The sequence below is a fragment of the Kitasatospora sp. NPDC015120 genome, assembly GCF_043080305.1.
Classification (GTDB): domain Bacteria; phylum Actinomycetota; class Actinomycetes; order Streptomycetales; family Streptomycetaceae; genus Kitasatospora.
On sequence record NZ_JBIBVJ010000009.1, the window covers coordinates 39,863 to 64,658 of the forward strand.

Genomic DNA, 24,796 nt, shown 5'->3' on the forward strand with positions numbered 1-24,796 from the left:
TTGGTGCATGGCAGGCGCTGAACGGGTGGCCGCCCCGCCCGGCGTGCACGCCGGGCGGGGCGGTGTTCATGCGGCGGCGGTGGTGTCGGGGGAGAGGTGGCACCAGACGAACTTGCCGACGCCGCCGACGCGCGGGCAGCAGCCCCACTGGGAGGCCAACTCGTGGACGAGGAGCAGGCCTCGGCCGGCCTCGTCGGAGTCCGAGGCGGCGCGGAGGGCGGGCTTCTCGCTGTCCGCGTCGTGTACCTCGATCCGGAGGGTGAGGTCGGGGGCGAGACGGAAGAGGATGAAGATCAGCCGGTCTCGCGGCGTTCGGGCGTGCTGGACGGCGTTGGTGACGAGCTCGCTGACCAGCAGCTCGCCGCTGGGGAGGAGGAGTTCGCCGGAGGGGAGGGGGAGGAGGAAGGAGCGGAGCTCCTGACGGGCGAGGCGGGGCGACTTGCGGTGGCGGGGCAGCCAGCAAGTGCGCTCGGCGGGGGTGGGGGAGACGGTTTCAGGCATGGCGGAGCCACCTCGGGTTGGTCTGGGTGACGGCAGCTGAAGCAGGCATGGGGATGCCCGGGTGGCGGGCCTGCCAAATCACTCTGTGTGGCTCGGCCCGCTACTGCAGGTAGCATTCACCTGCTCTCGTGCAATCTGCAAGCAGAACAACTGCAACGATGCAGTTCTCGCTACGCTGGATTGACGAATCGTCACGAGGCAAACTGGGATGGCCAGGGAGAGGACTTACGTATGGCTGATGAACCGAGGCCGACGGTCCGGGCCCGCCGACTTGGATCGGAGCTTCGCCGCCTACGCGAAGCCGTCGGCAAGGGAACCGACGACGCGGCGCAGGCCCTTGCCTGTTCTCGCGCCAAGATCAGCCGCATAGAGACAGGGGCGTCCGGCGTTCGTCGGCTGGACCTTGGGATCCTGCTGGACTTGTACGGGGTGACCGGCGGAGAGCGTCAGGCTCTTGAGAAGTTGTCCAGGGAAAGCAAGAAGCGCGGCTGGTGGCACGACTACGGCGATACGATCCCGTCGGCCTATGTTGACGTTCTTGGGCTTGAGGAAGATGCCCGGTACATCCGCATGTGGCAGACCATGGTTGTGCCGGGCCTGTTGCAGACAAGGAGCTACGCCCGAGCCCTGCTTGAAGCCAATCCCGCTGCTGTGCGCCCGGAGCGTATTGACCAGTTGGTCGAGATCCGGATGGAGCGGAAAGAAGTCCTTGCGAGGCCGGACCCGGCCCGCTTCTGGGCGATCATCTGGGAGCCCGCACTCAGGTGTCCGGTGGGAGGGCCGGAGGTCCACCGAGAGCAGTTGAAGCACCTGGCAGAGATGGCGAGCCTCCCAAACGTGACGCTGCAAGTGGTGCCCCTGGATGTCGGAGCGACCGCAGGTGCATGTGGAGCTTTCGTGATGTATGGCTTCTCTGACTCACCTATGCCGGGGGCGGTGTTTCTGGAGACACTGACAAGCAGCCATTATTTGGAACAGCATGGCGAGTTGGACGGCTACGGGCTGGTCTTCGAGTACCTGCGATCAGCTGCGCTGGACCCTGCGAAGTCACTGGATATGATCGCGGCCATCGCGGCGGACACATGACCACAAGATCAGACAAGAGGTGTAGGCGCATGACTGTGCGGGAGATCGCCGCTCGGGGTTGGTACAAGAGCAGCTATAGCGCACAGGCCAACGAGTGCGTGGAGACCAGGCAGCCATTGTTGGGTGGAATGGCGGTCCGCGACTCGAAGGACCCGGGTGGGCCGGCCTTGGTGTTCGATGCTGAGGCATGGTCATCGTTCCTAGCTGGGCTCAAGGGTGGGGAGTTTCCGAGCGGCTGAGACGAGAGGGGTGCCCCGCGTGGCTATGGCCGCGCGGGGCACCCCTGCCTCTAGCCTCGCCCGCAGAGGTTTGTTGTCGAAGACGGACCGTCCTGCCTCAGCGTGAACGCTGAGGCAGGACGGGGGAACCACGCTCATCACGCGCATCACGAAGGGGCCTACAGCGATGATCAGCATCCTCCAGGGCTCGGCCGCGGCTGGCCTGATCTGGCGAAAGTCCTCTCACTCCGGGGCCCAGAGCAACTGTGTTGAGGTGGCCGGCGGCGTGACCGGTGTTGTGCCGGTGCGGGACTCGAAGGATCCTGATGGGCCGTCCCTGCTGTTCGAGGTTGAGGCTTGGGTGTCCTTCCTGACCGGGATCAAGGGCGGGGAGTTCCCGGAGAGCTGAACCACCAGACGTGCTGGGCGAAGTCTTCAAGTCGATGGCGTCCGACGGGTGTGTCGTGAGTGAGGAAGGTCTAGATCGTGAGCGAGTTCTCGCCAGTCGAGTGGCGCAAGTCTTCGTATTCAGGTGCGCAGAGCGAGTGTGTCGAGGTGGCTGCTGGGCTGTCCGGCGTTGTGCCAGTGAGGGACTCGAAGGACCCGAGCGGGCCTGCACTGCTCTTCGCGGCTGAAGCTTGGGATTCGTTCCTGGCAGGGGTCAAGGGTGGGGAGTTTCCGACGGACTGAGAAAGCATGGATGCCCCGCACGGGCTGTGGCCGTGCGGGGCATCGTCATCCCTGCCAGCGCGAGCCTCGGATATGCGCGCGGTGCAGGTGCGCCTCTGCGCGTCTGGTGTGGCGCATCGGCGTCGCCGGAGGATGGGCTTCGAACGGAGGGAGCGCAGCATGGGTGAGCACGAGAAGCCGCCGCCGGATCCGGGGCAGGGAGAGCCACCGCCGGGGAACGCCGATGGGCAGGTACCGCCTCCGCCACCAGGCGACGGGAAGCACAAGAAGCGATGACCGGCGATCTGGTCGACCACCGCAAGCGGATGGATGCGGCCATGGAGGAGCGTGGGGCCTGGCCCGCCGAATCGCCGTGGGTGCGGGAGGCGATGGACGCGCTGCCCCGTGACGCCTTCGCGCCGGACCGGCTGTGGCGGTGGGACGGCCACGCCTACGTGCCGGTCGATCGTGCGGCCGACCCGGCCGCGTGGGCGGACGAGCTCTACTCCGGGCCGGACGCGGCGGCGGTCACCCAGGTCACCGACGGCCTCCCTTCCTCCAGCCTCTCCGCGCCCGCCGTGGTGGCGGACATGTTGGACAGCCTGATGCTGGAGCCGGGCCACACCGTGTGGGACATCGGCACCGGCCAGGGCTGGAGCTGTGCGCTCGCCGCCTGGCGCGCCGGGCCCGGCCAGGTCGTCTCCACGGAGATCGACGAAGGCCTCGCCCTGCTCGCCCGCAAACGGCTCCCCGCCGTCGAGGTGTTCGTCGGCAACGGCACCCGTCGCGTCCCGCCCGGCGGTCCGTTCGACCGCATCCACGCGACCTACGCCGTCGAGACCGTCCCCTACACCTGGATCGAGGCCGCCAAGCCGGGCGGCCGGATCGTCTACCCGTGGGGCAGGCTCGGGCACGTGGCGCTCACGGTGGCCGCCGACGGCCGAAGCGCGAGCGGCTGGGTCCAGGGCCTCGGGCAGTTCATGGCGGACCGGTCGGCTCCGGTACCGACGGCCGGCTACGCGAAGGTGCGTGGCACCGGCGACCCTGCCGCAGAGCGGATCATCGGACGTGACCTCGCCCCGCTCGCCGACGACTGGGACCTGCGCTTCGCCGTGCGCGTCGCCGTTCCGGACGCCGTGATCGTCACCGGCCGGGACGAGGACGGCGTCAACGTCTGGATCCACGACGGCGAAGCGTCGTGGGCGGCGGTCTCCGCAGGCGGTGCCGTGCTGCTCCAGGGCGGCCCGCGCCGGATCGGTGACGAGGTGCTGACCGCCTGGTCGCAGTGGGAGGAGCACGGCCGTCCGACCCCGTACGACTACAGGGTCACCGTCACACCGGAACGCCAATGGGTGCGGCCCGATCCATGAAGCGAAGAGGGGGGAGCGCCGAGCGGCGCTCCCCCCTCCGAACCTCGTTTCCTAGAAGTCGTCGTCGAAGGAGACCGAGCCCTCGACGGCGACCTGGTACGCCGAGACCCGGCGCTCGAAGAAGTTGGTCAGCTCCTGGACGTTCTGGAGCTCCATGAAGCCGAACGGGTTCGTCGAGCCGTAGCGGATCGGGAGGCCCAGGCGGGCGAGGCGCTGGTCGGCGACGGCCTGGAGGTACTCGCGCATCGACTCGGTGTTCATACCGGGCAGGCCCTCACCGCAGAGGTCGCGGGCGAACTGGAGCTCGGCCTCGACGGCCTCCTCCAGCATCTCCGTCACCTGCTTCGCCATCTCCTCATCGAAGAGGTCGGGCTCCTCCTCGCGGACGGTGTCGACCACCGAGAACGCGAAGTCCATGTGCATGGACTCGTCGCGGAACACCCAGTTGGTGCCGGTCGCCAGGCCGTGCAGCAGACCCCTGCTCCGGAACCAGTACACGTAGGCGAACGCGCCGTAGAAGAACAGACCCTCCACACACGCCGCGAAGCAGATCAGGTTCAGCAGGAAGGCCCGCCGGTCCTCCTTGGTCTGCAGCGAGTCGATGTGGTCGACCGCGTTCATGTACTTGAAGCAGAACTTCGCCTTCTGGGCGATCGACGGGATGTTCTCCACCGCCGCGAAGGCCGCCGCGCGGTCCTCCGGGTCCGGCAGGTAGGTGTCGAGCAGCGTCAGATAGAACTGGACGTGCACGGCCTCCTCGAACAGCTGGCGCGACAGGTAAAGCCGCGCCTCCGGGGAGTTGATGTGCTTGTAGAGGCTCAGCACCACGTTGTTCGCGACGATCGAGTCACCGGTCGCGAAGAACGCGACCAGCCGGCCGATCATGTGCCGCTCGCCCTCGCTCAGCTTCGCCAGGTCGGCGACGTCCGAGTGAAGGTCCACCTCCTCCACCGTCCAGGTGTTCTTGATGGCGTCGCGGTACCGGTCGTAGAACGACGGGTAGCGCATCGGGCGCAGCGTCAGCTCGAAGCCGGGGTCGAGCAGCATCTTGCGGTCTTCGGAGCTCATTACTGGCAGGCCTCGCAGGACTCGGGGTTCTCCAGGGAGCAGGCGATGGCGTCCTGCTCGGCCTGGGTCATGGTGGGGGCGTTCACGGGCACCGGGGCGGCGGCGCGGGCAGTGCCCGAGGCGGCCTGGGCGATCCGGGTGGCCGGGCGCGAGCGCAGGTAGTAGGTGGTCTTCAGGCCGACCTTCCACGCGTACGCGTACATCGAGCTGAGCTTGCCGATGGTCGGCGCGGCCATGAACAGGTTCAGCGACTGGCTCTGGTCGATGTACGGCATGCGGGCCGCGGCCAGGTCGATCAGCGCGCGCTGCGGCAGCTCCCAGGCCGTGCGGTACAGCGAGCGGATCTCCTCGGGCAGCCAGCCGAGCTCCTGGACCGAGCCGTTGGCGTCGCGCAGCGCGTCGCGGGTCTGCTGGTCCCAGACGCCGAGCTCCTTGAGGTCGCGCACCAGGTACGGGTTGACCTGGAGGAACTCACCGCTCAGCGTCTCGCGCTTGAACAGGTTGGACACCTGCGGCTCGATGCACTCGTACACACCCGCGATGGACGCGATGGTCGCGGTCGGCGCGATCGCGAGCAGCAGCGAGTTGCGCAGGCCGGTGACGGCGATCCGCTCGCGCAGCGCGGCCCAGCGGTCGGCCCACTCGGGGGTGGCCGAGCCGAAGTGGTCGATGTGCAGCTCGCCGCGGGCGGCGCGGGTCTCGCCGTACGCCTCGTGGCGGCCCAGCTGCTCGGCCAGGTCGGCGGAGCGCTCGTAGGCGGTGAGCATGATGCGCTCGGCGATGAGCGTGGAGAGCGTCCTGGCCTCGGCGGAGTCGAAGTCGATCCGCAGCTGGAAGAAGACGTCCTGAAGGCCCATCACGCCCAGGCCCACCGGCCGCCAGCGGGAGTTGGAGGCGCCGGCCTCGGGGGTCGGGTAGAAGTTGATGTCCACCACGCGGTCGAGGAAGGTGACGGCGGTGCGCACGGTGGCGTCCAGCCGCTCCCAGTCCATCGCGCCCAGCAGGTCGCCGGCCGTCGCGCCGGCGGCGACGTGGGCGCCGAGGTTGACCGAGCCGAGGTTGCAGACGGCGGTCTCGGAGTCGTCGGTGACCTCCAGGATCTCCGTGCAGAGGTTGGAGGAGTGGACGGTGCGGCCCGGCAGCGCGGTCTGGTTGGCGGCGCGGTTGGAGGCGTCCTTGAAGGTCATCCAGCCGTTGCCGGTCTGCGCGAGGGTGCGCATCATCCGGGCGTAGAGGGTCTGCGCGGGGATGGTGCGCACGGCCTTGCCGGCCAGTTCGGCCTTGCGGTAGGCCTCGTCGAACTCCTCGCCCCACAGGTCGACCAGCTCGGGGACGTCGGCGGGGGAGAACAGCGACCAGTCGGCGTTGGCGTTGACCCGGCGCATGAACTCGTCCGGGATCCAGTGCGCCAGGTTGAGGTTGTGGGTGCGGCGCGCCTCCTCACCGGTGTTGTCGCGCAGCTCCAGGAACTCCTCGATGTCGGCATGCCAGGTCTCCAGGTAGACGCAGGCCGCGCCCTTGCGGCGGCCGCCCTGGTTGACGGCGGCGACCGAGGAGTCGAGGGTGCGCAGGAACGGCACGATGCCGTTGGACTTGCCGTTGGTGCCGCGGATCAGCGAGCCGCGCGAGCGGATCCGGGAGTAGGACAGGCCGATGCCGCCGGCGTGCTTGGACAGGCGGGCGATCTGCGCGTAGCGCGAGTAGATCGAGTCCAGGTTGTCCAGCGGGGAGTCCAGCAGGTAGCAGCTGGACATCTGGGGGTGGCGGGTACCGGAGTTGAAGAGGGTCGGCGAGGAGGTCAGGTACTCCAGCCGGCTCATCAGGCGGTACAGCTCGGCGACCTCGGCGACCGACTGCTCGGTGTCGCCGACCGCCAGGCCGCAGGCGACGCGGAGCAGGAAGTACTGCGGGGTCTCGACGACCTTGCGGGTGATCGGGTGGCGCAGCAGGTAGCGGGACTGCACGGTGCGCAGGCCGAAGTACTCGAAGCGGTCGTCGCCCCGGGGGTCGACCAGGGCGTCCAGGGCGGCGGTGTGCTTGGCGACGAAGGCGGCGGTGGTGTCGCCGATCAGGCCCTCGGCGTGGCCGACCGCGATCGAGGTGGAGAACGAGACCACGCCCTGGCTCGCCGCCTCGTCCACGATCTCCAGCGCGAGCAGGCGGGCCGCGAGCTTGGAGTACTGCGGGTCCTCGGCGATCATCGACGCGGCGGCGTCGACGGCCAGCCCGCGCAGCTCGGCGAAGTCCGAGCCGGCGTGGCGGCCGCGGAGCGCGGCGGCGGCGACATGGCCGGGGTCGGCCTGGGGGAGGTCGGCGCTGCGGTCGGTCAGGAGGCGCAGGAGCGCACCGCCGGGGTCGGAGACCGTCGGGTCGGCGGGGGCGGAGCTGGAACCCTGGGCGGGCAGGGTGGCTGAGGCAGCGGTGGTCAAGGCGCTCTCTCCTGGCGGCGGCGACGGGGGTGGCTCGGGCCGGACCGTTCGGGGCAGGGGAGACCGCCGCGCGGCCCGGAGGCGTCGCGCGCGTGTCGTCCCCGGCCCGCCCGCGAGGCCCGGAAGGTGGTGCTGGTGCCATGGCCCCTGCGGGGAGGCGTCGGCACGCCGTCGGCAGGTACTCGGACTCGCGGCGCACCTCGGGAGGCGGCCGCACACCGCTGCGGGGCAGTCCCGGACTCGCACCGGGTTCCCCTGCGTCGACAGCAGGGATGAGCATACATCTAGTGGTGCTCGCTGGATGCGACACCACATGTTGTGCAGCGTGGCGTGTTGCTCCGATGACCGGTGGTACCGGGGCGGGGCCGCGGGGTGCCCGCGGCGGGGTCCGTTGCGAAACGGATTGGTCACCGGGACGGTCCCCCGTCGGGTGCATGCCCTACGATCTCGGCACATGAGCGAGGGAACGGGCGCTCCGGGGGACTGGGCCGGTAGGGCCGTGCCGCCGGGGCAGGGTCAGCAGCCTGGCGCGCCGGGTCAGGTGCCGCAGCCGGGGCAGCCGCCGGTGCCGCCGCCCGGCGGGTTCGGGCCGCCTGCGACGCCGTACGTGCAGCCGGGGGCGGGGGTGCCGCCGCAGGCCCAGCCGCCGGTGGCGCCGCATGTGCCGTCCGGCGCGGTGCCGTACCCGCAGCCGGGGCCCCCGCAGGGCCCCCCGCCGGGGCCGCAGGCCGGACCGCCGCCGGGACCGCAGCCCGCGCCCCCGTTCGCCGGCTGGCCGCAGCAGGGCGCCCAGCCGCCGCAGCCGGCCCCGGCCGAGCCGGACTGGAACGCCATGGCGGACCGGCACGCCGACGAGTCGCGCCGCCGCAAGCGGCTGTGGATCGGCGCGGTGGTCGTCGCCGCCGTGCTGGTCGGCGGCATCGTCGGGGCCGGGGTGTGGATCAACGGCCGGGACAAGGGTGACGGCCCGAAGCCGGCCGCGAGCGGGACCACCGCCGGTACCCCGTCCGCCACCGCCACGCCCACCGAGCAGGCGGTGGCGGTGATCTCCGACGCCGCCACCGACAAGCTGCCGGTCGACGCGGCGACGCTGTTCCCCGATCAGACCCGGACCGTCGACGGCAAGGTGTGGACCCGCCAGGTGACCGGTTCCACCGCCCCCTGCTCCAAGGCGACCACCGGCGGACTCGGCCTGGCGCTCGGCGACGACACCTGCCGCTCGCTGGTCCGCGCGACGTACGTCAGCGGCGAGAGCGCCGTCACGGTCGGGGTCGCGGTCTTCGACAACAAGGCGGGTGCGGAGCGGGCGATCGGCCGCCACGCGGGACTGATCCAGGGTCTGTCCGGCACCGGCGTCCCGGTGTTCTGCGTGACCGACAAGTCCGGCTGCACCGAGACCCACGCGTCGATCGGCCGCTTCGGCTACTTCACGGTGGCCGGTTCGCTGAAGCAGGGGACGGACCAGAGCGACCAGCTCGCCACGGCCGCCGCCGGCGCGCTGGCGGAGCGTACGAAGGACGTCCTGCTGGCCCGGGGATCCCACACCGGCTGACCCCCGGCGGGGACGGGACGGCCCGCGAAGGGCGCCCGGGGCGGTCGGATAGGATGACCGCCCTCGGGGGAGGGATGCGTCCCCCCGTGGCCGCCCCGACGGGGAATCAGCGAGCAGGAGGTACCGCGCGGTGAGCGCTGCCGTCAATGCGACCAGCAGACGGCGCAGAGCGGCGGGGCGCCGGCGCGGAACGGGCGAGCCCGTCCCCGCGATGCTGCTGCCGGCGCCGCCCACTTCGCAGGAGAAGTACAGCTACACCATCCGCCACCAGTGGGTGCTGACCCTCTGTTCGATGGTGAGCTTCGGGTGCCTGGTGGTCAGTCAGGCCGAGCTGTACTCCCTCGGGTCGTGGTTCTGGCTCTGCGTGCCGTTCCTGTTCTTCACGGTCGTCTACTACGTGGTGTCGCTGCGGGTGAACAGCTTCACGCCCAACTTCGACGTCAAGGAGCACCGCCGGCTGGTGCGGCAGTGGAGCCCCGCCGAGTACCCGACGGTGGACGTCTTCCTGCCGGTCTGCGGCGAGCCGATCGAGGTGCTGCACAACACCTGGACGTACGTGCGGAAGATGGCCGAGCACTACCCGGGCCTGGTCATGCCGTTCGTCCTGGACGACGCGGCGAGCCCGGAGGTCGAGGCGATGGCCGCGGACTTCGGCTTCCGGTACGGGGTGCGGGAGAACCGCGGCTGGTTCAAGAAGGCCGGCAACCTGCACTACGGCTTCGGCCGCTCGGACGGCGAGTTCATCCTCATCCTGGACGCCGACTTCGCGCCCCGGCACGACCTGCTGCACGAGGTGCTGCCCTACCTGCAGCGCGACCCCAAGCTCGGCATCGTCCAGTCGCCGCAGTTCTTCCGGGTGCTGGACTCGCAGAACTGGATCGAGCGCGGCGCCGGCGCCATCCAGGAGCTGTTCTACCGCTCGGTGCAGGTCGCCCGGCAGCGCAACGACGGCGCGATCTGCGTCGGCAGCTGCGCGGTCTACCGGCGGGCCGCGCTGGTGGAGAACGGCGGCACCACGCTGATCGCCCACTCCGAGGACGTGCACACCGGCTTCGACCTGCGGGCCCTGGGCTGGGACCTGCAGTACATACCGGTGGCCCTGTCCACCGGCGTCTGCCCGGACAACGCCGGGGCGTTCCAGAACCAGCAGTACCGCTGGTGCATGGGCTCGATGTCGCTGATGACCAGCCGCAAGTTCTGGCACACCAAGCTCGACTTCACCACCCGGCTCTGCTACGTCTCCGGGTTCCTCTACTACATCCACACCGCGCTGCTGACCTTCGCGCTGCCGATGCTGCCGATCATGCTGCTGCTCTGGCGGCCGGACCTGCTGCAGGTGCAGCACCTGGTGCTGGTCCTGCCCAGCCTGGTGTACGCGACCGTGATCTTCCCGCTCTGGCACCGGGCGCCGTACCGGCTGGAGGCCTGGGCCGGACGGATGATGTACGGCTGGGCGCACTTCTTCGCGGTCTGGGACCTCGTCCGGGGCCGTCAGCGCGGCTGGCAGCCGACCGGGTCCAGCAAGGCCAAGAACCGGCAGCGGCGCTTCTGGACCGGCATCGTGGTCTGGGGCGGGGGCACCGCGCTGGTCTGGGTGGTCGCGGCGGTGTACCGGATGTTCACGCTGTACCCGCTGGACTTCGCCCTGGTGCTCTCCTCGGGCCTGTTCTACGCGGTGACGGTCGGCCGCATCCTCATCCAGCCCCGATCCCAGGACTCCGTGGCATGAGCCTCCCCACCCGCACCCCCGGCGCCCGCCGGGCGCGTGCCGCACTGTTCCGCGCCCTCGCGGCGGCCCTGCTGGTGCTGCCGCTGGCCGCCTGCGACCTGCTCGGCCAGGAGCCGCTGGGCCCCGCGGCGGCGGCCGGCCCCAGCGCCGCGGCGTCCGCCGGGAGCACGGCCGGGGCCGCGGGCGGCGCGAGCGCCACCGCGACGGCCGCGCCGGCCAGGACGGCCACCCCCGACGCGGCGCTGCCGTACGACGTCCGCCCGCTGCTCAAGCCGGCGAAGAAGTACCTGGGCGTGGCCGTCGACGGCGCCCCGGCGTCGATGGCCGGCGTCGACGAGTTCGCCGGCCGGATCGGCAAGCGGCCGAACATCGTCGAGTACTACTCGGGCTGGGGCGACGAGTACGACGTCAAGGGCGTGACCAACGCCTGGCAGGGCGGCGCGCTGCCGTTCATCGCCTGGGAGCCCTACAAGACGCCGCTGGCCGACATCGCGGCGGGCAAGCACGACGACTACGTCAAGCGCTACGCGGCGGCCGTGCGCAACACCAACGTGCCGGTCGCGATCAGCTTCGCCCACGAGTTCAACGGCACCTGGTACGACTGGGGCACCAAGACCACCACGGCGGCCGACTTCGTGGCCGCCTACCAGCACCTGCACGACGTCTTCACCCAGCTCGGCGTCGGCCAGGTGATCTGGGTCTGGAGCCCGAACAGCATCAACCCGGTGCCGACGGTGGCGCTCAAGCCCTACTACCCCGGGGACACCTACGTCGACTGGGTGGGCATCGTCGCGTACTACACCCACCTCGAAGCGGGCACCTTCGACACCCTCTACACGCCCACCCTCAACCAGATCCGCACCTTCACCGACAAGCCGTGGATCATCGCCGAGACGGGCTCCGAGCCGGGCACCCGCAAGGTGTCCGACATCTACAACCTCGCCGCGAACGTGATCAAGCGCCCCGACTGCCTGGGCTTCATCTGGTTCAACCTCAACAAGGAGGTCGACTGGCGGATCGAGGGCGACCCGCAGTCCCAGAACGCCTTCAAGCAGGCGGTGTCCGACGGCCGCTACAGCTTCGATGTGAAGAGCCCCTGATGACGTCCATCCCCACGCCCCGCAACCCCCTCGCCGAGGACGCGCCGGTCCGGGTGCCCGACACCGGCGGCTCGTGGTTCGACAGCCGCCACCCGTCGCCGCCGCTCCCGCAGCACGAGGAACGGCCCGACACCGGCGTGCGGTTCACCGACCGCCCGGACGACGACGACCCGGACGAGGACGAGCCGTACGAGGGCGGCCCGTTCGAGGCCGGCCCGGCCGACGGCGGCCCGGCCGACGGCGAGCCGGACGCCGGCGGGCCGTCCGGCCCGGACGGCGACCGCGACCGGCCCGAGGGCCCCGGCTACACCCTGCCGCCGGTCCCCGAGGCCAGCTGGACGCTCGACCCGGGCCGCCGCCGCTCCTGGATCAGCCGGGCGCTGCTGCTGGGCATCCTGCTGATCCAGACCGCGATGTCCGTACGGCTGTCGAACACCGCGTTCCAGGACGAGGCGCTCTACATGTACGCCGGGCACGCGCAGCTCTCGCACTGGCTCTACGACACCCCCCTGCCGAAGGACTACAACACCTACTTCTCCGGCGCGCCGACCCTGTACCCGATCGCGGCCGCGGTGCTGGAGAACCACTTCGGCATGCTCGGCGTCCGGCTGTTCAGCCTGGTCTGCATGCTGGGCTCCACCGCGCTGCTCTACGGCTTCAGCCGGCGCCTGTTCAACGAGCGGGTCGCGCTCGGCGCCGCGGCGATGTTCGCGGTGACCCAGTCGACGGTGGTGCTCGGCTTCTTCGCGACCTACGACGCCCCGGCGGTGCTGCTGCTCGCCCTGGCGATCTGGATCGTGGTGCGCACCGACCGGGCGCCCGCGCCCGCGGTGCTGCTCGCCGCGCCGTTCGCGGTGCTGGCGGTCGGGCTGAAGTACGCCTCGGCGCTCTACCTGCCCAGCCTGGTACTGCTGGCGGTGCTCACCGGGCGGCGGGACAAGAACCGCCAGCCGCTGCTGCGCGGCGTGCTGCTGGCGGGCGGCGCGGGCGGGCTGCTCTGGCTGGGCATGACCTTCACCGACGTCCTCTCGGGCGTCCGGGCGACCACCACCCAGCGCGCCCACGGCACCGAGCCCTGGACCGAACTGGCGCGCCAGTGCGTGGAGTTCGGTGGCCTGATGTTCGTCACCGCGGTCGGCGGCGCGGTCGCGTACGCGCTGCGGGGGCGGATGAACGAGTCGCCGCTGGTGCGCACCATGACCGGCCCCGGCCGCCGCCGCCGGATCCTGCTCGGCCTGCTGCTGACCGGCACCGCGCTGCTCGCCCCGGCCTACCAGATGCACCTCAACACCTCGGTCGCGCTGTACAAGCACCTCGGCTTCGGCCTGCTGTTCGCCGCGCCGATGGCCGGCATCGGCCTGGCCCGGCTGGTCGGCCCGCACTTCCGGCACCCGCAACTGGGCATCCTGCTCTGGGTGGTGACGCTCGCCCTCGGGCTGAGCCAGTCGACCTGGCGGTTCGACACCTGGCCCGACTCCACCCGGATGACCGAGGTGGTGCGCCAGCACGTCACCAGCACCGGCCGCTACCTGGCCTCGGCCGACAACGTCCCGGTCTACTACACCAGCGACCTGACCCTGCAGAGCCAGTGGACCTCGACCTACGGCATCGGGTACGTCGACCAGGCCGGCGCGCTGCACACCGGTGACGACGGCTACCGCACCGCCATCGCCGACGGCTGGTTCGACCTCGTGGTGCTCGACGGCGTCGCCACCCCGGACACCGACCGGGTGGTGGCCGACGCGATCGCCCGGAGCCCGCACTACCGGCTGCTCGGACGCATTCCCTTCACACACGTCGGTGGAACCGGCTACTACCGGATCTGGGTCAAACAGTAGCGATGACCACCCCGATACAGGCGACGGACGGCCCGGTGAACCTGCCGCCGGAACCGAGCCACCCGCCGATGCCCGCGTTCCCGCCCGCGCCGCCCGCGCCGCCCGCTCCCGGGGTGCCGCCCGCCCCGGGGGCGCCGCCGCGCGCCGCCGTGCCCCGCGGCCCCGCCGTGCCGGACACCGACGAGCGGGCCCCGCGGTGGCGCGCCGCGCTCGCCGTCGCCCTGCCCCCGGTGCTGCTGGTCCTGGCACTCTGCCTCTACGGCCTCGGGGACCGCCAGCTCTGGCGGGACGAGCACGCCTCCTGGTGGGCGGCCACGCTGTCCTGGTCCGACCTCGGCGCGCTGCTCGGGAACATGGACCTCGTGCTGGCGCCCTACTACGTGCTGCTGCATCTGTGGATCGCCGTCGCGGGCGACTCCGAGGCCGCCCTGCGGCTGCCCTCGGCGCTCGCCACGGCCGCCGCCGCCGGCTGCCTGGCCCTGCTCGGCCGGCGCCTGCTCTCGCCCCGGGCCGGGCTGCTCGGCGGCCTGCTGTTCGCCCTCTGCCCGGCGGTCACCTGGTACGGCCAGGACGCCCGCCCGTACGCCTTTGCGGTGCTGGCGGCCGTCGGCAGCACCCTGCTGCTCACCCGGCTGGTCCAGGACCGCCCGGGGGCGCTGCCGGCCGCACCGCGCGCCGCGCTGCTCGCCTGGTCCGGCTACGGGCTCACCGTGGTCGCCATGGGGCTGACCCACGTGGTGACGCTGATGGTGCTGCCCGGCCACCTGCTGCTGGTGGTCCGCGAGTTCCGCCGCACGCCGGCCGCCGCCGACGACGGCACCCGCTGGGTGCTGCCCGGCCGCTGGGCGCTGGCCTCGGCGGGCGCCGTGCTGCTGCTCAGCCCGCTGCTGCTGCTCGGTGCCGGGCAGAGCGGGCAGATCGCCTGGAACGAGCGCGACTGGGACGACCTCGGCGCGCTGGTCACCGACCTCGCCGGGTCCGCCGCGCTCGGCTGGACCCTGCTGGTGGTCGGCGTGGTGGGCGCGGTCAGCCTGCTGGTGCTGCGCCAGCAGGGCGCCGGCCTGCTGATCTGCTGGGCACTGCTGCCGGTGCTGCTGACCCTGGGGACGGCGCACTGGCTGCACCTGTTCCTCGCCCGCTACCTGCTCTTCACGGTGCCCGCCTGGACCCTGCTGGTCGCCGAGGCGGTCGGGCGGCTGCCCGGCCTGGTCGCCCGGTTCACCGCCTCCCGCACGCCGCCGCGCCGGCTCGCCGGGCCGGCCCCGCTGGTCGTGGCCGTCGCGCTGGCCGCCGCGCTCGCCTGGCCCGCCCAGGCCACCGTGCGCGAGGACCTGCCCGGCGAGGCGGACGCCCGGGCCGCCGCCCGGCTGATCGGCGCGGGGGTGCGCCCCGGCGACGGCGTGGTGTACGAGCCGGGCAGCTCGCTGCGCCGGTCCCTGGCCTACGAGCTGCGCGGGCGGCCGGCGCCCGCGGACGTGCTCCAGCGGGTGTCCGCGGAGCAGGCCGGCAGCTTCGGCGCGCTGGAGTGCGAGGAGCCGGCCCGCTGCCTGGCCGGCACCCGGCGGATCTGGCTGCTGGTGTCCGGCGCCGACCGCCGGCCGTTCGGCGCCGTCCCGGACAAGGTCGCCAAGGAGCTGAACGGGTTCCGCACCGTCCGCACCGAGAACCTGCCGCACCTGCGGCTGGTGCTGCTGGAGCGCAGGACCGGGTGACCGGTCAGAAGGTCATGCGGTAGACCATCAGGTCCACGCCCGGGACCGGCGACCAGTCGCGCTCCGGGTCGCGGCGGAAGCCGACCCGCTCGTAGATCCGGTGCGCGGTGGTCATCTCCTGCTGGGTGGAGAACGCCATGCCGGCCAGCCCGAGTTCGCGGCTGCGGGCGAGCGCGGCGCGCACCAGGGCCTCGCCGGCGCCGCGCCCCCGGGCGGCCGGGGCGGTGGCGAGCATCCGGATCTCGCCCTCCTCGGGGGTGGCGATGTCCGCCCACGGGGTGCCGCCGACCGCGAAGGTGACGGTGCCGAGCAGCGTCCCGTCGGCCGCGTCCACCGCGACCAGCAGCTCGGCCTCGGCGGCCCGGGTGGCCGCGTCGCGCAGGCGGTGCACGTACGCGCCCTCGGGCGAGGTGAAGCCGTCGCCGACGAAGGCCTCGGCGGTTATGCGGCCGGCTTCCTCGAACTCCTCGGCGCGGGCCCGGCGGATGACGATGTCCATCCGGTCAGTGTGCCGGAATCCCGCGGGACGGCACTGAGCGGGGTGCGGGCCTCCGCTTCGGCGACGGCGGCGACAGCGGTGGTGGCGGCGACAGCGGTGGCGGCGCGGACGGGGACGTGGGCGGTGGCGGGGTCGGCGGACGGGCGGAGCGAGGCGGCGGGCATGGTGCCGTGGAGCCGGTCGGGCAGGGCGGGGTCGTCGGGGTAGCCGCCGGGGCGGTGCCAGTTGTCGCGCCCGGTGGCCGCCCTGTGCTGTGCCACCTCGCGCCCGATCAGGCCGCCGAGCAGGCCGAAGCCGCCGACGGCCCCGAGCAGGGCGAGTGCGCTGGCGAGCGTGTCGGAATCCATGGCTCCACCTTCGCCCCGGCGCGACATCGGGGCGAGTGGCAGGAATGCCCGATCACATCGAAAAACTGCCAGTGGCGGGTTACCCTGGCGGCATGCTGAAGAATGTCGTGGCCGTCGTCATGGAGGAGGTCCACCCCTTCGAACTCGGCGTCGCCTGCGAGGTGTTCGGGCTGGACCGCAGCGACGACGGGCTTCCCGCCTACGACTTCGCGATCGCCGGTGCCCGCCCGGGCCCGCACCGCACCCACGCCGGCTTCACCATCGACGTCCCGCACGGGCCCGAACGCCTCGCCGCCGCCGACCTGGTGGTGGTCACCGCCAGCTCGCTGCGCGGCGCGTACCCGGCGCCGCTGCTGGACGCGCTGCGGGCGGCCGTCGAGGGCGGCGCCCGGGCGCTGTCGATCTGCAGCGGTGCCTTCGCGCTCGGCGCCGCCGGGCTGCTGGAGGGCCGCCGGGCCACCACGCACTGGCGGTACACCGCCGAACTGGCTGCCCGCCATCCGAGGACCACCGTCGAACCGGACGTCCTCTACGTGGACGACGACCCGGTGATCACCTCCGCCGGGACGGCGGCCGGCATCGACGCCTGTCTGCACCTGGTGCGCAAGCTGCAGGGCGCCGAGGTGGCCCGGGGGATCGCCCGCCGGATGGTGGTGGCGCCGCACCGGGAGGGCGGGCAGGCCCAGTTCGTGCACCGGCCGCTGCCGGAGGGCGACGGCGAGTCGCTGGCCCCGCTGCTCGACTGGATGCGCCACCACCTGGACGAGGAGTCGACCGTCGAGCAGCTGGCCGCCCGGGTCCACATGTCGCCGCGCACCTTCGCCCGGCGCTTCCAGCAGGAGACCGGCACCACCCCGCACCGCTGGCTGATCGGGCAGCGGCTGCTGCTCGCCCAGCGGCTGCTGGAGTCGACCACCGAGCCGGTGGACGCCATCGCCGCCCGCTGCGGCTTCGGCAACGCGGCCACCCTGCGCCACCACTTCGGCCGCCGGCTGGGCACCACCCCGCTGGCCTACCGCCGCTGCTTCGCCGAGCCCGCCGCGGCGGTCGCCGACCGGGTCTAGCAGGCCCGCCCCGGCCCCGGCCCCGGGCATCCGCTCCGGCTCCCGCCAGGGCGCCCGGGGGCTCAGCCCGCGTCCTCCAGGTGGCCGGTCTGGTTCCAGCGGTCCGGCCGCAGCCGGCCGCCCTCGGCCCGCCAGACGCTCGCCGAACAGTTGCGCACCGGCTCCAGGGCGGTCAGCTGCTCCTCGGTGAGCCGGTCCAGCACGTAGCGGAGCATGAGCACCGTGCAGTCGTGCGCGACCACCAGGACCGGCCGCCCGGCCTCCTCCGCGCAGATGTCGCGCAGCACGCTGCGCACCCGCAGCGCCACGTCGGCCCAGGACTCGCCGCCGGGCGGCCGGTAGTACAGCTCGCCCATCTTCCGCCGCCGGGCGGCCTCCCCGGGGTGGTCGGTCTCGATGGCGGCCTTCGGCAGCATCTCCAGGACGCCGAGCTCGCGGTCGCGCAGCCGCTCGTCGTAGCGGACGGCGAGCGAGACCGGGACGGCACCGAGCCCGGCGGCCTGGGCGAGCGCGATCCGGGCGGTCTCGGCGGTGCGCACGTAGGGCGAGCACCAGACGCTGCGCGGCCGGTCGGCGCCGGGCAGGGCCGCCCACCAGCGGCCGAGCGCGTGCGCCTGCTGCTGGCCGTGCAGGGAGAGCGGGATGTCCGCGTCCCGGCTGCTGATCGGCACGCTGAGCGCGCCGGCCGCCTCGGCGAGCTGGAACTCGACGTTGGCGGTGGACTCGCCGTGGCGGGTGGCGATCAGGACGGAGGGGACGGGGGGCAGCCCGGTGGCCGCGGTGGCCGCGGTGGCCGCGGTGACCGTGACGGTGCCCGCGCTCCGGTGCGGGGCGGCCGACCGGTGCCGTCCGTCGGTGTGGTGCTGGCCGTTGAGGGTGGTGCCGAGATCTGCCATTGCCGCCGCTCCCCGTGGGTCGATCAGTTGCCGGCCGGTTGCCGGTCCGGTCTGGTTGGTGCCCTGAGTGTGGTGCCCCATGCACCCGGCTGTTCATACATATGATCGCGCCGCCCCCTCCAGTGTTGACGGAGGAGACGGCGCGACCACAGGGCGCGCAGGGCGTATCAGTGCGCCGCCACGGGCTCCGGCGCGTTCTCCGGCTCCTCCCCGCCACCCTCGGCGCTGTAGTCACCCGGGCGGGTCTCGTCCGGCCCGTCCGGCACCTTGACGGCGCGCAGCACCAGCGTGAGCGCCACCGAGACCAGCAGGTTGAGGACGAAGGCGGTGAGCCCGATGTAGCCGGTCTCGCCGATGCCGGGGATCTCGGCGGCGTTGCCGCCGAAGTGCTTGGTCTTGGGGCTGGCGATGCCGTAGGCCTCCCAGGTGCCGTAGACCATGCCGGCCGCCCAGCCGGCGAGCAGCGCCCAGTGGTGGAACCAGCGGGTGAACAGGCCGCCGACGATCGAGACGAAGGTCTGCAGGATCCACAGGCCGCCGAGCAGCTGGAGGTTGATCGCCGCCTGCTTGTCCATGCCGAGCACGAAGACCAGCGCGCCGACCTTGACCAGCAGCGAGACCAGCTTGGCGATCCGGGTCTCGTCGGCCGGGGTGGCGGCGGGCCTCAGGAACTCCTTGTAGACGTTGCGGGTGAACAGGTTCGCCGCCGCGATGGACATGATCGCCGCCGGGACGAGCGCGCCGATGCCGATGGCCGCGAAGGCGACCCCGGTGAACCAGTCGGGGAACATGTCCTCGAACAGCTGCGGCACCGAGAGCTGGGTGTTGAAGCCCTTGTCGCCCTTGCCGGTCCCGGCCGCGATCGCCATGAAGCCGAGCAGCGCCAGCAGCCCCAGCATCAGCGAGTACGCGGGCATGATCGCCATGTTCCGGCGCACGGTGTTGCGGGACCTGGAGGCGAGCACGCCGGTCACCGAGTGCGGGTACAGGAAGAGCGCCATCGCGGAGCCGAGCGCCAGCGTCGCGTACGTCCACTGCTTGTTCTCCGGCAGGGTGAGCGAGCCGCCCGACTTGGGGGCGCTGAACCGCTCGCCGACCGCGTCGAAGATGTGGCCGTAGCCGCCGAGCCGGATCGGGATGTAGATCACCGCGACGATGATCACCACGTAGACGAGGGTGTCCTTGACGAAGGCGATCAGCGCCGGCGCGCGCAGCCCCGAGGAGTAGGTGTACGCGGCGAGCACGCCGAAGGCGATGAACAGCGGCAGGTCCTTGACGAACCAGTGGGAGCTCGCGCCCCCGCCGACGCCGAGCACGTCCAGCACCGCCTGGATGCCGACCAGCTGGAGCGCGATGTACGGCATGGTGGCGAGGATGCCGGTCAGTGCGATCACCAGCGACAGCGGCCGGGAGCCGTAGCGCCCGCGCACGAAGTCGGCCGGGGTGACGTAGCCGTGCACCCGGGAGACCGACCAGAGCCGGGGGAGGAAGAGGAAGACCAGCGGGTAGGCGACGATCGTGTAGGGGACGGCGAAGAAGCCCGCGGCGCCGGTCGCGTAGACGGCGGCGGGGACGGCGATGAAGGTGTAGGCGGTGTAGAGGTCGCCGCCGAGCAGGAACCAGGTGATCCAGGTCCCGAAGCTGCGGCCGCCGAGGCCCCACTCGTCCAGGTGGAGCGCGTTGTCGGCGCGCCGCCACCGGGAGGCCAGGAAACCCATCACGGTGACCAGCAGGAAGAAGAGGACGAACACCACCAGCGCGGGCACGTTCACGCCGTTCACCGGGCGCCACCCGCCTTCCGCGCCGCGCGGGCGGCCCGGCGGGCCTTCTCGTCCCGGCCGATCAGCAGGTAGGCGCTGACCGTGAAGACGGCCGAGACCGGGACCCAGAGCAGTTGGTACCAGTAGAAGAAGGGGACACCGCCCGCTTCGGGGTCGGGCTTGTCGTACGAGCCCACCCAGAGCATCGCGACGATCGGCACCAGCAGGGCGAGCGCGGCCAGCACCCGCTCGGGGGTGACCGCCGGGAGGCCGGGGGGCCCGGGCTCTTCTGGCTCGGGCATGACAGGTCGGTCGGTGAGGTCTGACGACATGGTTCGGCTCCGCTTCGGAGGGTTCACCTCGCCGGCGCCGCAACCCCCGGGACGCCGCGCGCCCCCGTGGGTCCGCCGAGCAGCACCACTGGTGATCGGCAGTCAGTACGGTTGCGGAATCTAGAGCATCGCGTGATCCGTGTCACTGGATCCGGGGCAACTTCCCGCCATCCGCATCCTCCGCGCGCCCGGAGCGTGCAACGGGCCCCGGCGCGCGCTCCTCGCGCGCCGGGGCCCTGAAGCGTGTCCGCGCCGGGCTACTCCGGCCGCTTGAGGCGGGTGATGAACTTGTAGCGGTCGCCGCGGTAGATGGAGCGCACCCACTCGACCGGGTCACCGTCCGGGTCGAAGGAGTGCCGGGAGAGCTGGAGCATCGGCAGCCCGAGGTCGGAGCCGAGCAGCCCGGCCTCGCGGGGGTTGGCGAGGGTGGTCTCGATGGTCTCCTCGGCCTCGGCCACGGTCACCCCGTAGACCTCGCGCAGGGCGGCGTAGAGCGAGTTGTGCTTGGCCAGGTTGCGGCGCAGGGCGGGGAAGCGCTTGGCGGACAGGTGGGCCACCTCGATCGCCATCGGGTCGCCGTTGGCCAGCCGCAGGCGCTCGATCCGCAGCACCCGGCCGCCGGGCTTGATGTCCAGCAGCGGGGCCAGCCGCTCGTCGGCGGAGATGTAGCCGATCTCGATCAGCCGGGAGGCGGGCTCCAGGCCCTGGGCGCGCATGTCCTCGGTGTAGGAGGTGAGCTGGAGGGCCTGGGCCACCTTGGGCTTGGCGACGAAGGTCCCCTTGCCCTGGATGCGCTCCAGCCGGCCCTCGACGACCAGCTCCTGCAGGGCCTGCCGGACGGTGGTGCGGGAGGTGTCGAACTGCGCCGCGAGTGCCCGTTCGGGAGGAACCGGGGTGCCGGCGGGCTGGGTCTCGGTAAGCTGCAGCAGGTGGCGCTTCAGGCCGTAGTACTTCGGCACCCGGGCGGTCGGGTCCACGCCGCCCTGGGTGACGGGATTCTTCACCTGGGGGTCGTTGACCTGGGCCGTGCTGCCCCCGTCGCTGCTCATCGGACCTGTCTCCCGCTTCTCGCAGAGCTCTCGCGAAGCCCCACCACATGATTAACGGCTCACATCGTTGCATGTATGGCTACGGAACGAATACCTCATCACGCGATGAACGATGTGCGGTGTCGGCTTGATAACGGGTGGTCCGGATCGGTCGAACAGCCGTTGACAGGCCCATTGGTCTAGGCCAAGCTCCAGGCATCTGGTCTACACCACTAGGCCGGTCACTATGAATCCCCCCACCCGTTCGCTGGAGTCCGCGGCACCATTCCTCCCACTTCGCGTGGGTATGCCGCTGCCACCCGACGGGGGTAACCAGGCATCCCTCAGGAGGATGGCGTGAAGCGTCAGCTCATCGCGGCGGTCGGCGTCGCGGCCATGGTTGTTGGTCTCGCGGCCTGTGGCTCGGACGCCAAGAAGGAGGGCGGCGACTCGGGCACGTCGACCGCCGCCTCGGGCAAGAAGGACTACAACGGCAAGACGCTCAAGGTGTGGCTCATGAGCGGCTCGGCCCCGAAGGGCTGGACCGACTCGGTCAAGACCGAGTTCGAGACCACCTTCCCCGGCTCGAAGCTTGAGTTCCAGGAGCAGCAGTGGGACGGCATCGGCCAGAAGATCACCGCGGCGCTCTCCGAGGGTTCGGTCGACGTCGTCGAGGTCGGTAACACCCAGACCGCGGGCTACGCGGCCTCGGGCGGCCTGCTCGACATCACCAAGGACAAGGCGTACCTGGGCGGCAGCGACTGGGCCAAGAACCAGAACGAGGCCGCCATCCTCGACGGCAAGCAGTACGCCGCCCCGTGGTGGGTCTCCAACCGCGTGGTCGCCTACAACAAGGACCTGTGGAAGGCCGCCGGCCTGACCGAGGCGCCGAAGACCCTCGACGAGTTCTACACCGACCTGGAGAAGCTGAAGGCCACCCCCGGCGTCAGCGACGCGATCTACATGCCGGGCCAGGAGTGGTACGTCTACTTCGGTCTGCTCACCAGCGAGGGTGGCAAGATCGCCAAGAAGGACGGCGACAAGTGGGTCGGCGGCCTGTCCTCGCCCGAGGCGAAGAAGGCCTTCGAGACCTACCAGAAGCTGCAGAGCTACTCGAAGGCCCCGAAGGACAAGGACGAGGCCACCCCGCAGCAGAAGGACGTCTTCGCCAAGGGTGACGTCGGCACCATGATCGGCCTCGGCTGGGAGCTCCCGAAGGAGGAGGAGCTGTCGGCGAGCAAGATCGGCTTCTTCCCGCTGCCGGGCAAGACCGCTGACAAGCCCTCCGGTGTGTTCCTCGGTGGCTCGAACCTGGCGATCGCCCAGAACAGCAAGAACACCGACATGGCCAAGGACTTCCTGAAGGTCGCCCTCAACGACAAGAACGAGGGTCTGGTCGCGGCCGCCGGCAACATCCCGAACAAGGAGTCGCTGGCCGGCCAGGTCACCGGTGACTTCGCGAAGGCCGCCGTGCCTGCCTCGAAGGAGGGCGCGATCACCCCGAACACCCCGAACTGGGCCAGCGTCGAGGACAAGCCGAACCCGATCAAGGAGTTCCTGACCGCCGCCCTGCAGGGTGGCGACTACGCGGCCACCGCGAAGAAGTACGACGACGAGATCGCGAAGCGGCTCAACCAGAAGCAGTAAGCAATCGAGCGGCGTCGCTCACCGGCCCCCGGCGGGGGGCCGGTGGGCGGCGCCTGTCCGTCGTGGTCGGGTTATGAGGAAGTGAGAACGATGGCTGTGCATTCCGGGCGGGTGCACACACAGTCTCCGGATTCAGGGAAGGCTGCTGTGGCCAGTATCGAGACGAGCGCCGCGGGCGGCGGCGCCAAGGGCACCCCCAAGAGGGCCAGACCGGCGGACGGCCGGAGCTTCGGCGCGAAGGCGGCCCCCTACCTGCTGCTGCTGCCGGCCACCGTGGCGACGCTCGCCCTGCTGGGCTGGCCGCTCGTGAAGACGGTCCTGCTGTCGTTCCAGAACCTCAACAAGCGCCAGCTCATCACGCATGTGACCGAGTGGAACGGCTTCGACAACTACAAGGAGCAGCTGACCGACCCGGACTTCTGGTCGGTCACCGGTCGCACGGTCGTCTTCACCCTGGTGAACGTCGTGCTGATCATGGTCGGCGGCACCCTGGTCGGCCTGCTGCTCAACCGCCTCGGCAAGAAGATGCGCCTGGTGCTCTCGGTCGGCCTGCTGATGGCCTGGGCGATGCCGGTGGTCGCCGCGACCACCGTCTACACCTGGCTGTTCGACCAGCAGTGGGGCGTGGTCAACTGGTTCCTCGACAAGCTCGGCTGGCACGCGATGGCCGAGTACAACTGGATGAGCAACCAGTACTCGACCTTCTTCGTGATCATCCTGCTGATCGTCTGGCAGTCGATCCCCTTCGTCGCGTTCAACATGTACGCGGGTCTCACCACCATCCCGAAGGAGCTGTACGAGGCCGCCCGGATGGACGGCGCCGGCGCCTTCAAGATCTTCGGCTCGGTGGTCTTCCCCAGCCTGAAGCCCTTCTTCCTGGCCACGAGCTTCCTTGAGGTCATCTGGGTCTTCAAGGCCTTCACCCAGGTCTACGCGATCAACGGCGGCGGTCCCGAGAACCTGACCCGGAACCTGCCCGTGCACGCCTACCTGGAGGGGTCCTCGGGCCAGCATTACGGCATCGGCTCCGCGATCGCCGTGCTTACCATCCTGATGCTGGGCGCGCTCATGGCGTACTACTTCCGCATCATGCTCAAGCAGGAGGACGAGCTGTGAGGCGCTCACTCATCGGACGTACCTGGCCGAACGTGCTCGCGGGCGTCCTGTTCGTCTTCTTCATCTTCCCCGTCTACTGGATGGTCGCGACGTCCTTCAAGAAGGACGGCGACATCATCAGCAAGACGCCGGTCTTCATCCCCTTCAAGGGGACGATGGACCACTACGTCACCGCGATCAACGCCAAGCACTTCTGGACGTACGTCACCAACAGCTTCGTCGTCACCGTCGGCGCCGTCCTGGCCTCGCTGGTGATCGCGACCCTCGCCTCCTTCGCCATCGCCCGGATGAAGTTCCGCGGCCGCAAGGGCTTCGTCCTGGTCGTGATGGCCGCGCAGATGGCGCCCTGGGAGGTGATGACCATCGCGGTCTACATCATCTCGCGCGACAACGACATGCTGAACAGCCTGGTGCCGCTGACCCTCTTCTACATGATGATGGTCCTGCCCTTCACGATCTGGACGCTGCGCAGCTTCATCGCCGCGGTGCCCAAGGAGCTGGAGGAGTCGGCCATGGTGGACGGCTGCACCCGCACCCAGGCCTTCGTGAAGGTGATCTTCCCGCTGCTGGCCCCCGGCCTGATGTCGACCTCGCTGTTCGGCTTCATCACCGCGTGGAACGAGTTCCCGCTCGTCCTGATCCTCAACAAGGAGGAGGGACACGGGCAGACCCTCCCGCTGTGGCTGTCCTCCTTCAAGACCGCCTTCGGCAACGACTGGGGTGCCACCATGGCCGCGTCCACGATGTTCGCCATCCCGGTGCTGATCCTGTTCGTCTTCCTGCAGCGCAAGGCGGTCGGTGGTCTCACCGACGGCGCCGTGAAGGGCTGATCCCC

Annotated in this window: 23 protein-coding genes and 1 riboswitch; of the genes, 14 read left to right on the forward strand and 9 right to left on the reverse strand. The window is 71.0% G+C overall.

Annotation, left to right across the window (positions count from 1 at the left end; translation table 11 throughout):
- Positions 1–66: 66 nt before the first annotated feature.
- Entirely contained in the window at positions 67–501 is a 435-nt protein-coding gene (locus tag ACF1AK_RS21510; RefSeq protein ID WP_391500421.1) for an ATP-binding protein, read from the reverse strand.
- A gap of 231 nt (positions 502–732) precedes the next feature.
- Between ACF1AK_RS21510 and ACF1AK_RS21515 the strand changes: the two genes are divergently transcribed.
- The 5 genes from ACF1AK_RS21515 to ACF1AK_RS21535 all read left to right on the forward strand — a co-directional run bounded on the left by ACF1AK_RS21515 (position 733) and on the right by ACF1AK_RS21535 (position 3,844).
- Positions 733–1,587 carry a helix-turn-helix domain-containing protein gene (locus ACF1AK_RS21515; protein WP_391500422.1) on the forward strand — a complete coding sequence of 285 codons (855 nt, stop codon included), beginning with the start codon at positions 733–735 and terminating at the stop codon, positions 1,585–1,587.
- A gap of 29 nt (positions 1,588–1,616) precedes the next feature.
- Positions 1,617–1,826, forward strand: coding sequence for a DUF397 domain-containing protein (locus ACF1AK_RS21520; protein ID WP_391500423.1), 210 nt, complete (start codon positions 1,617–1,619; stop codon positions 1,824–1,826).
- 166 nt (positions 1,827–1,992) lie between these two features.
- Positions 1,993–2,214: a DUF397 domain-containing protein gene (locus ACF1AK_RS21525; RefSeq protein ID WP_391500424.1), complete on the forward strand. Its 222-nt coding sequence runs from the start codon at positions 1,993–1,995 to the stop codon at positions 2,212–2,214.
- A 77-nt stretch (positions 2,215–2,291) separates the two neighbouring features.
- The gene (locus ACF1AK_RS21530; RefSeq protein WP_391500425.1) at positions 2,292–2,495 is read left to right on the forward strand and encodes a DUF397 domain-containing protein; all 204 of its coding nucleotides are present in this window, start codon (positions 2,292–2,294) and stop codon (positions 2,493–2,495) included.
- 272 nt (positions 2,496–2,767) lie between these two features.
- On the forward strand, positions 2,768–3,844 hold the full coding sequence (locus ACF1AK_RS21535; protein WP_391500426.1) for a protein-L-isoaspartate O-methyltransferase: 1,077 nt from the start codon (positions 2,768–2,770) through the stop codon (positions 3,842–3,844).
- A 51-nt stretch (positions 3,845–3,895) separates the two neighbouring features.
- Here the strand turns inward: ACF1AK_RS21535 and ACF1AK_RS21540 are convergent, their stop codons facing one another.
- Together ACF1AK_RS21540 and ACF1AK_RS21545 are read right to left on the reverse strand one after the other, a co-directional pair.
- Positions 3,896–4,912 carry a ribonucleotide-diphosphate reductase subunit beta gene (locus tag ACF1AK_RS21540; protein ID WP_391500427.1) on the reverse strand — a complete coding sequence of 339 codons (1,017 nt, stop codon included), beginning with the start codon at positions 4,910–4,912 and terminating at the stop codon, positions 3,896–3,898.
- A complete protein-coding gene (locus tag ACF1AK_RS21545; RefSeq protein WP_391500589.1) occupies positions 4,912–7,317 on the reverse strand; it encodes a ribonucleoside-diphosphate reductase subunit alpha in 2,406 nt (801 codons plus the stop codon). The genes ACF1AK_RS21540 and ACF1AK_RS21545 overlap by 1 nt, the downstream gene beginning before the upstream one ends.
- Positions 7,318–7,496: 179 nt before the next feature.
- Positions 7,497–7,638: riboswitch (cobalamin riboswitch) on the reverse strand.
- Positions 7,639–7,795: 157 nt separating this feature from the next.
- Between ACF1AK_RS21545 and ACF1AK_RS21550 the strand changes: the two genes are divergently transcribed.
- The 5 genes from ACF1AK_RS21550 (at position 7,796) to ACF1AK_RS21570 (ending at position 15,272) form a co-directional block, all read left to right on the forward strand.
- Positions 7,796–8,893 carry a hypothetical protein gene (locus tag ACF1AK_RS21550; RefSeq protein ID WP_391500428.1) on the forward strand — a complete coding sequence of 366 codons (1,098 nt, stop codon included), beginning with the start codon at positions 7,796–7,798 and terminating at the stop codon, positions 8,891–8,893.
- A gap of 292 nt (positions 8,894–9,185) precedes the next feature.
- Complete coding sequence (locus tag ACF1AK_RS21555) at positions 9,186–10,622, forward strand: glycosyltransferase family 2 protein (protein WP_391500590.1); 1,437 nt, start codon at positions 9,186–9,188, stop codon at positions 10,620–10,622.
- The gene (locus tag ACF1AK_RS21560; RefSeq protein WP_391500429.1) at positions 10,619–11,722 is read left to right on the forward strand and encodes a glycoside hydrolase family 26 protein; all 1,104 of its coding nucleotides are present in this window, start codon (positions 10,619–10,621) and stop codon (positions 11,720–11,722) included. Before ACF1AK_RS21555 ends, ACF1AK_RS21560 begins: the two co-directional genes overlap by 4 nt.
- Positions 11,722–13,560: an ArnT family glycosyltransferase gene (locus ACF1AK_RS21565; RefSeq protein WP_391500430.1), complete on the forward strand. Its 1,839-nt coding sequence runs from the start codon at positions 11,722–11,724 to the stop codon at positions 13,558–13,560. The genes ACF1AK_RS21560 and ACF1AK_RS21565 overlap by 1 nt, the downstream gene beginning before the upstream one ends.
- A gap of 2 nt (positions 13,561–13,562) precedes the next feature.
- Positions 13,563–15,272, forward strand: a complete 1,710-nt coding sequence (locus ACF1AK_RS21570; protein WP_391500431.1) for a glycosyltransferase family 39 protein — start codon at positions 13,563–13,565, stop codon at positions 15,270–15,272.
- Between the two features lie 4 nt (positions 15,273–15,276).
- On the opposite strand, the gene ACF1AK_RS21575 is transcribed toward ACF1AK_RS21570, so the two are convergent.
- Together ACF1AK_RS21575 and ACF1AK_RS21580 are read right to left on the reverse strand one after the other, a co-directional pair.
- Complete coding sequence (locus ACF1AK_RS21575; RefSeq protein ID WP_391500432.1) at positions 15,277–15,771, reverse strand: GNAT family N-acetyltransferase; 495 nt, start codon at positions 15,769–15,771, stop codon at positions 15,277–15,279.
- Complete coding sequence (locus ACF1AK_RS21580) at positions 15,714–16,118, reverse strand: hypothetical protein (protein WP_391500433.1); 405 nt, start codon at positions 16,116–16,118, stop codon at positions 15,714–15,716. Before ACF1AK_RS21580 ends, ACF1AK_RS21575 begins: the two co-directional genes overlap by 58 nt.
- A gap of 92 nt (positions 16,119–16,210) precedes the next feature.
- Here ACF1AK_RS21580 and ACF1AK_RS21585 point away from each other — a divergent pair, with 92 nt between their 5' ends.
- The gene (locus tag ACF1AK_RS21585) at positions 16,211–17,182 is read left to right on the forward strand and encodes a helix-turn-helix domain-containing protein (RefSeq protein WP_391500434.1); all 972 of its coding nucleotides are present in this window, start codon (positions 16,211–16,213) and stop codon (positions 17,180–17,182) included.
- A 62-nt stretch (positions 17,183–17,244) separates the two neighbouring features.
- On the opposite strand, the gene ACF1AK_RS21590 is transcribed toward ACF1AK_RS21585, so the two are convergent.
- The 4 genes from ACF1AK_RS21590 to ACF1AK_RS21605 all read right to left on the reverse strand — a co-directional run bounded on the left by ACF1AK_RS21590 (position 17,245) and on the right by ACF1AK_RS21605 (position 21,219).
- Positions 17,245–18,078 carry a histidine phosphatase family protein gene (locus tag ACF1AK_RS21590; RefSeq protein ID WP_391500435.1) on the reverse strand — a complete coding sequence of 278 codons (834 nt, stop codon included), beginning with the start codon at positions 18,076–18,078 and terminating at the stop codon, positions 17,245–17,247.
- Positions 18,079–18,245: 167 nt separating this feature from the next.
- On the reverse strand, positions 18,246–19,859 hold the full coding sequence (gene mctP, locus ACF1AK_RS21595; RefSeq protein WP_391500436.1) for a monocarboxylate uptake permease MctP: 1,614 nt from the start codon (positions 19,857–19,859) through the stop codon (positions 18,246–18,248).
- Positions 19,856–20,140: a DUF3311 domain-containing protein gene (locus tag ACF1AK_RS21600; RefSeq protein WP_391500437.1), complete on the reverse strand. Its 285-nt coding sequence runs from the start codon at positions 20,138–20,140 to the stop codon at positions 19,856–19,858. The genes mctP and ACF1AK_RS21600 overlap by 4 nt, the downstream gene beginning before the upstream one ends.
- A gap of 287 nt (positions 20,141–20,427) precedes the next feature.
- On the reverse strand, positions 20,428–21,219 hold the full coding sequence (locus ACF1AK_RS21605; protein ID WP_391500438.1) for a GntR family transcriptional regulator: 792 nt from the start codon (positions 21,217–21,219) through the stop codon (positions 20,428–20,430).
- 336 nt (positions 21,220–21,555) lie between these two features.
- On the opposite strand from ACF1AK_RS21605, the gene ACF1AK_RS21610 reads away from it, so the two are divergent.
- The 3 genes from ACF1AK_RS21610 to ACF1AK_RS21620 all read left to right on the forward strand — a co-directional run bounded on the left by ACF1AK_RS21610 (position 21,556) and on the right by ACF1AK_RS21620 (position 24,791).
- On the forward strand, positions 21,556–22,845 hold the full coding sequence (locus tag ACF1AK_RS21610) for an extracellular solute-binding protein (protein ID WP_391500439.1): 1,290 nt from the start codon (positions 21,556–21,558) through the stop codon (positions 22,843–22,845).
- A gap of 90 nt (positions 22,846–22,935) precedes the next feature.
- A complete protein-coding gene (locus ACF1AK_RS21615; RefSeq protein ID WP_391500440.1) occupies positions 22,936–23,961 on the forward strand; it encodes a carbohydrate ABC transporter permease in 1,026 nt (341 codons plus the stop codon).
- A complete protein-coding gene (locus tag ACF1AK_RS21620) occupies positions 23,958–24,791 on the forward strand; it encodes a carbohydrate ABC transporter permease (RefSeq protein WP_391500441.1) in 834 nt (277 codons plus the stop codon). Before ACF1AK_RS21615 ends, ACF1AK_RS21620 begins: the two co-directional genes overlap by 4 nt.
- Positions 24,792–24,796: the final 5 nt, after the last annotated feature.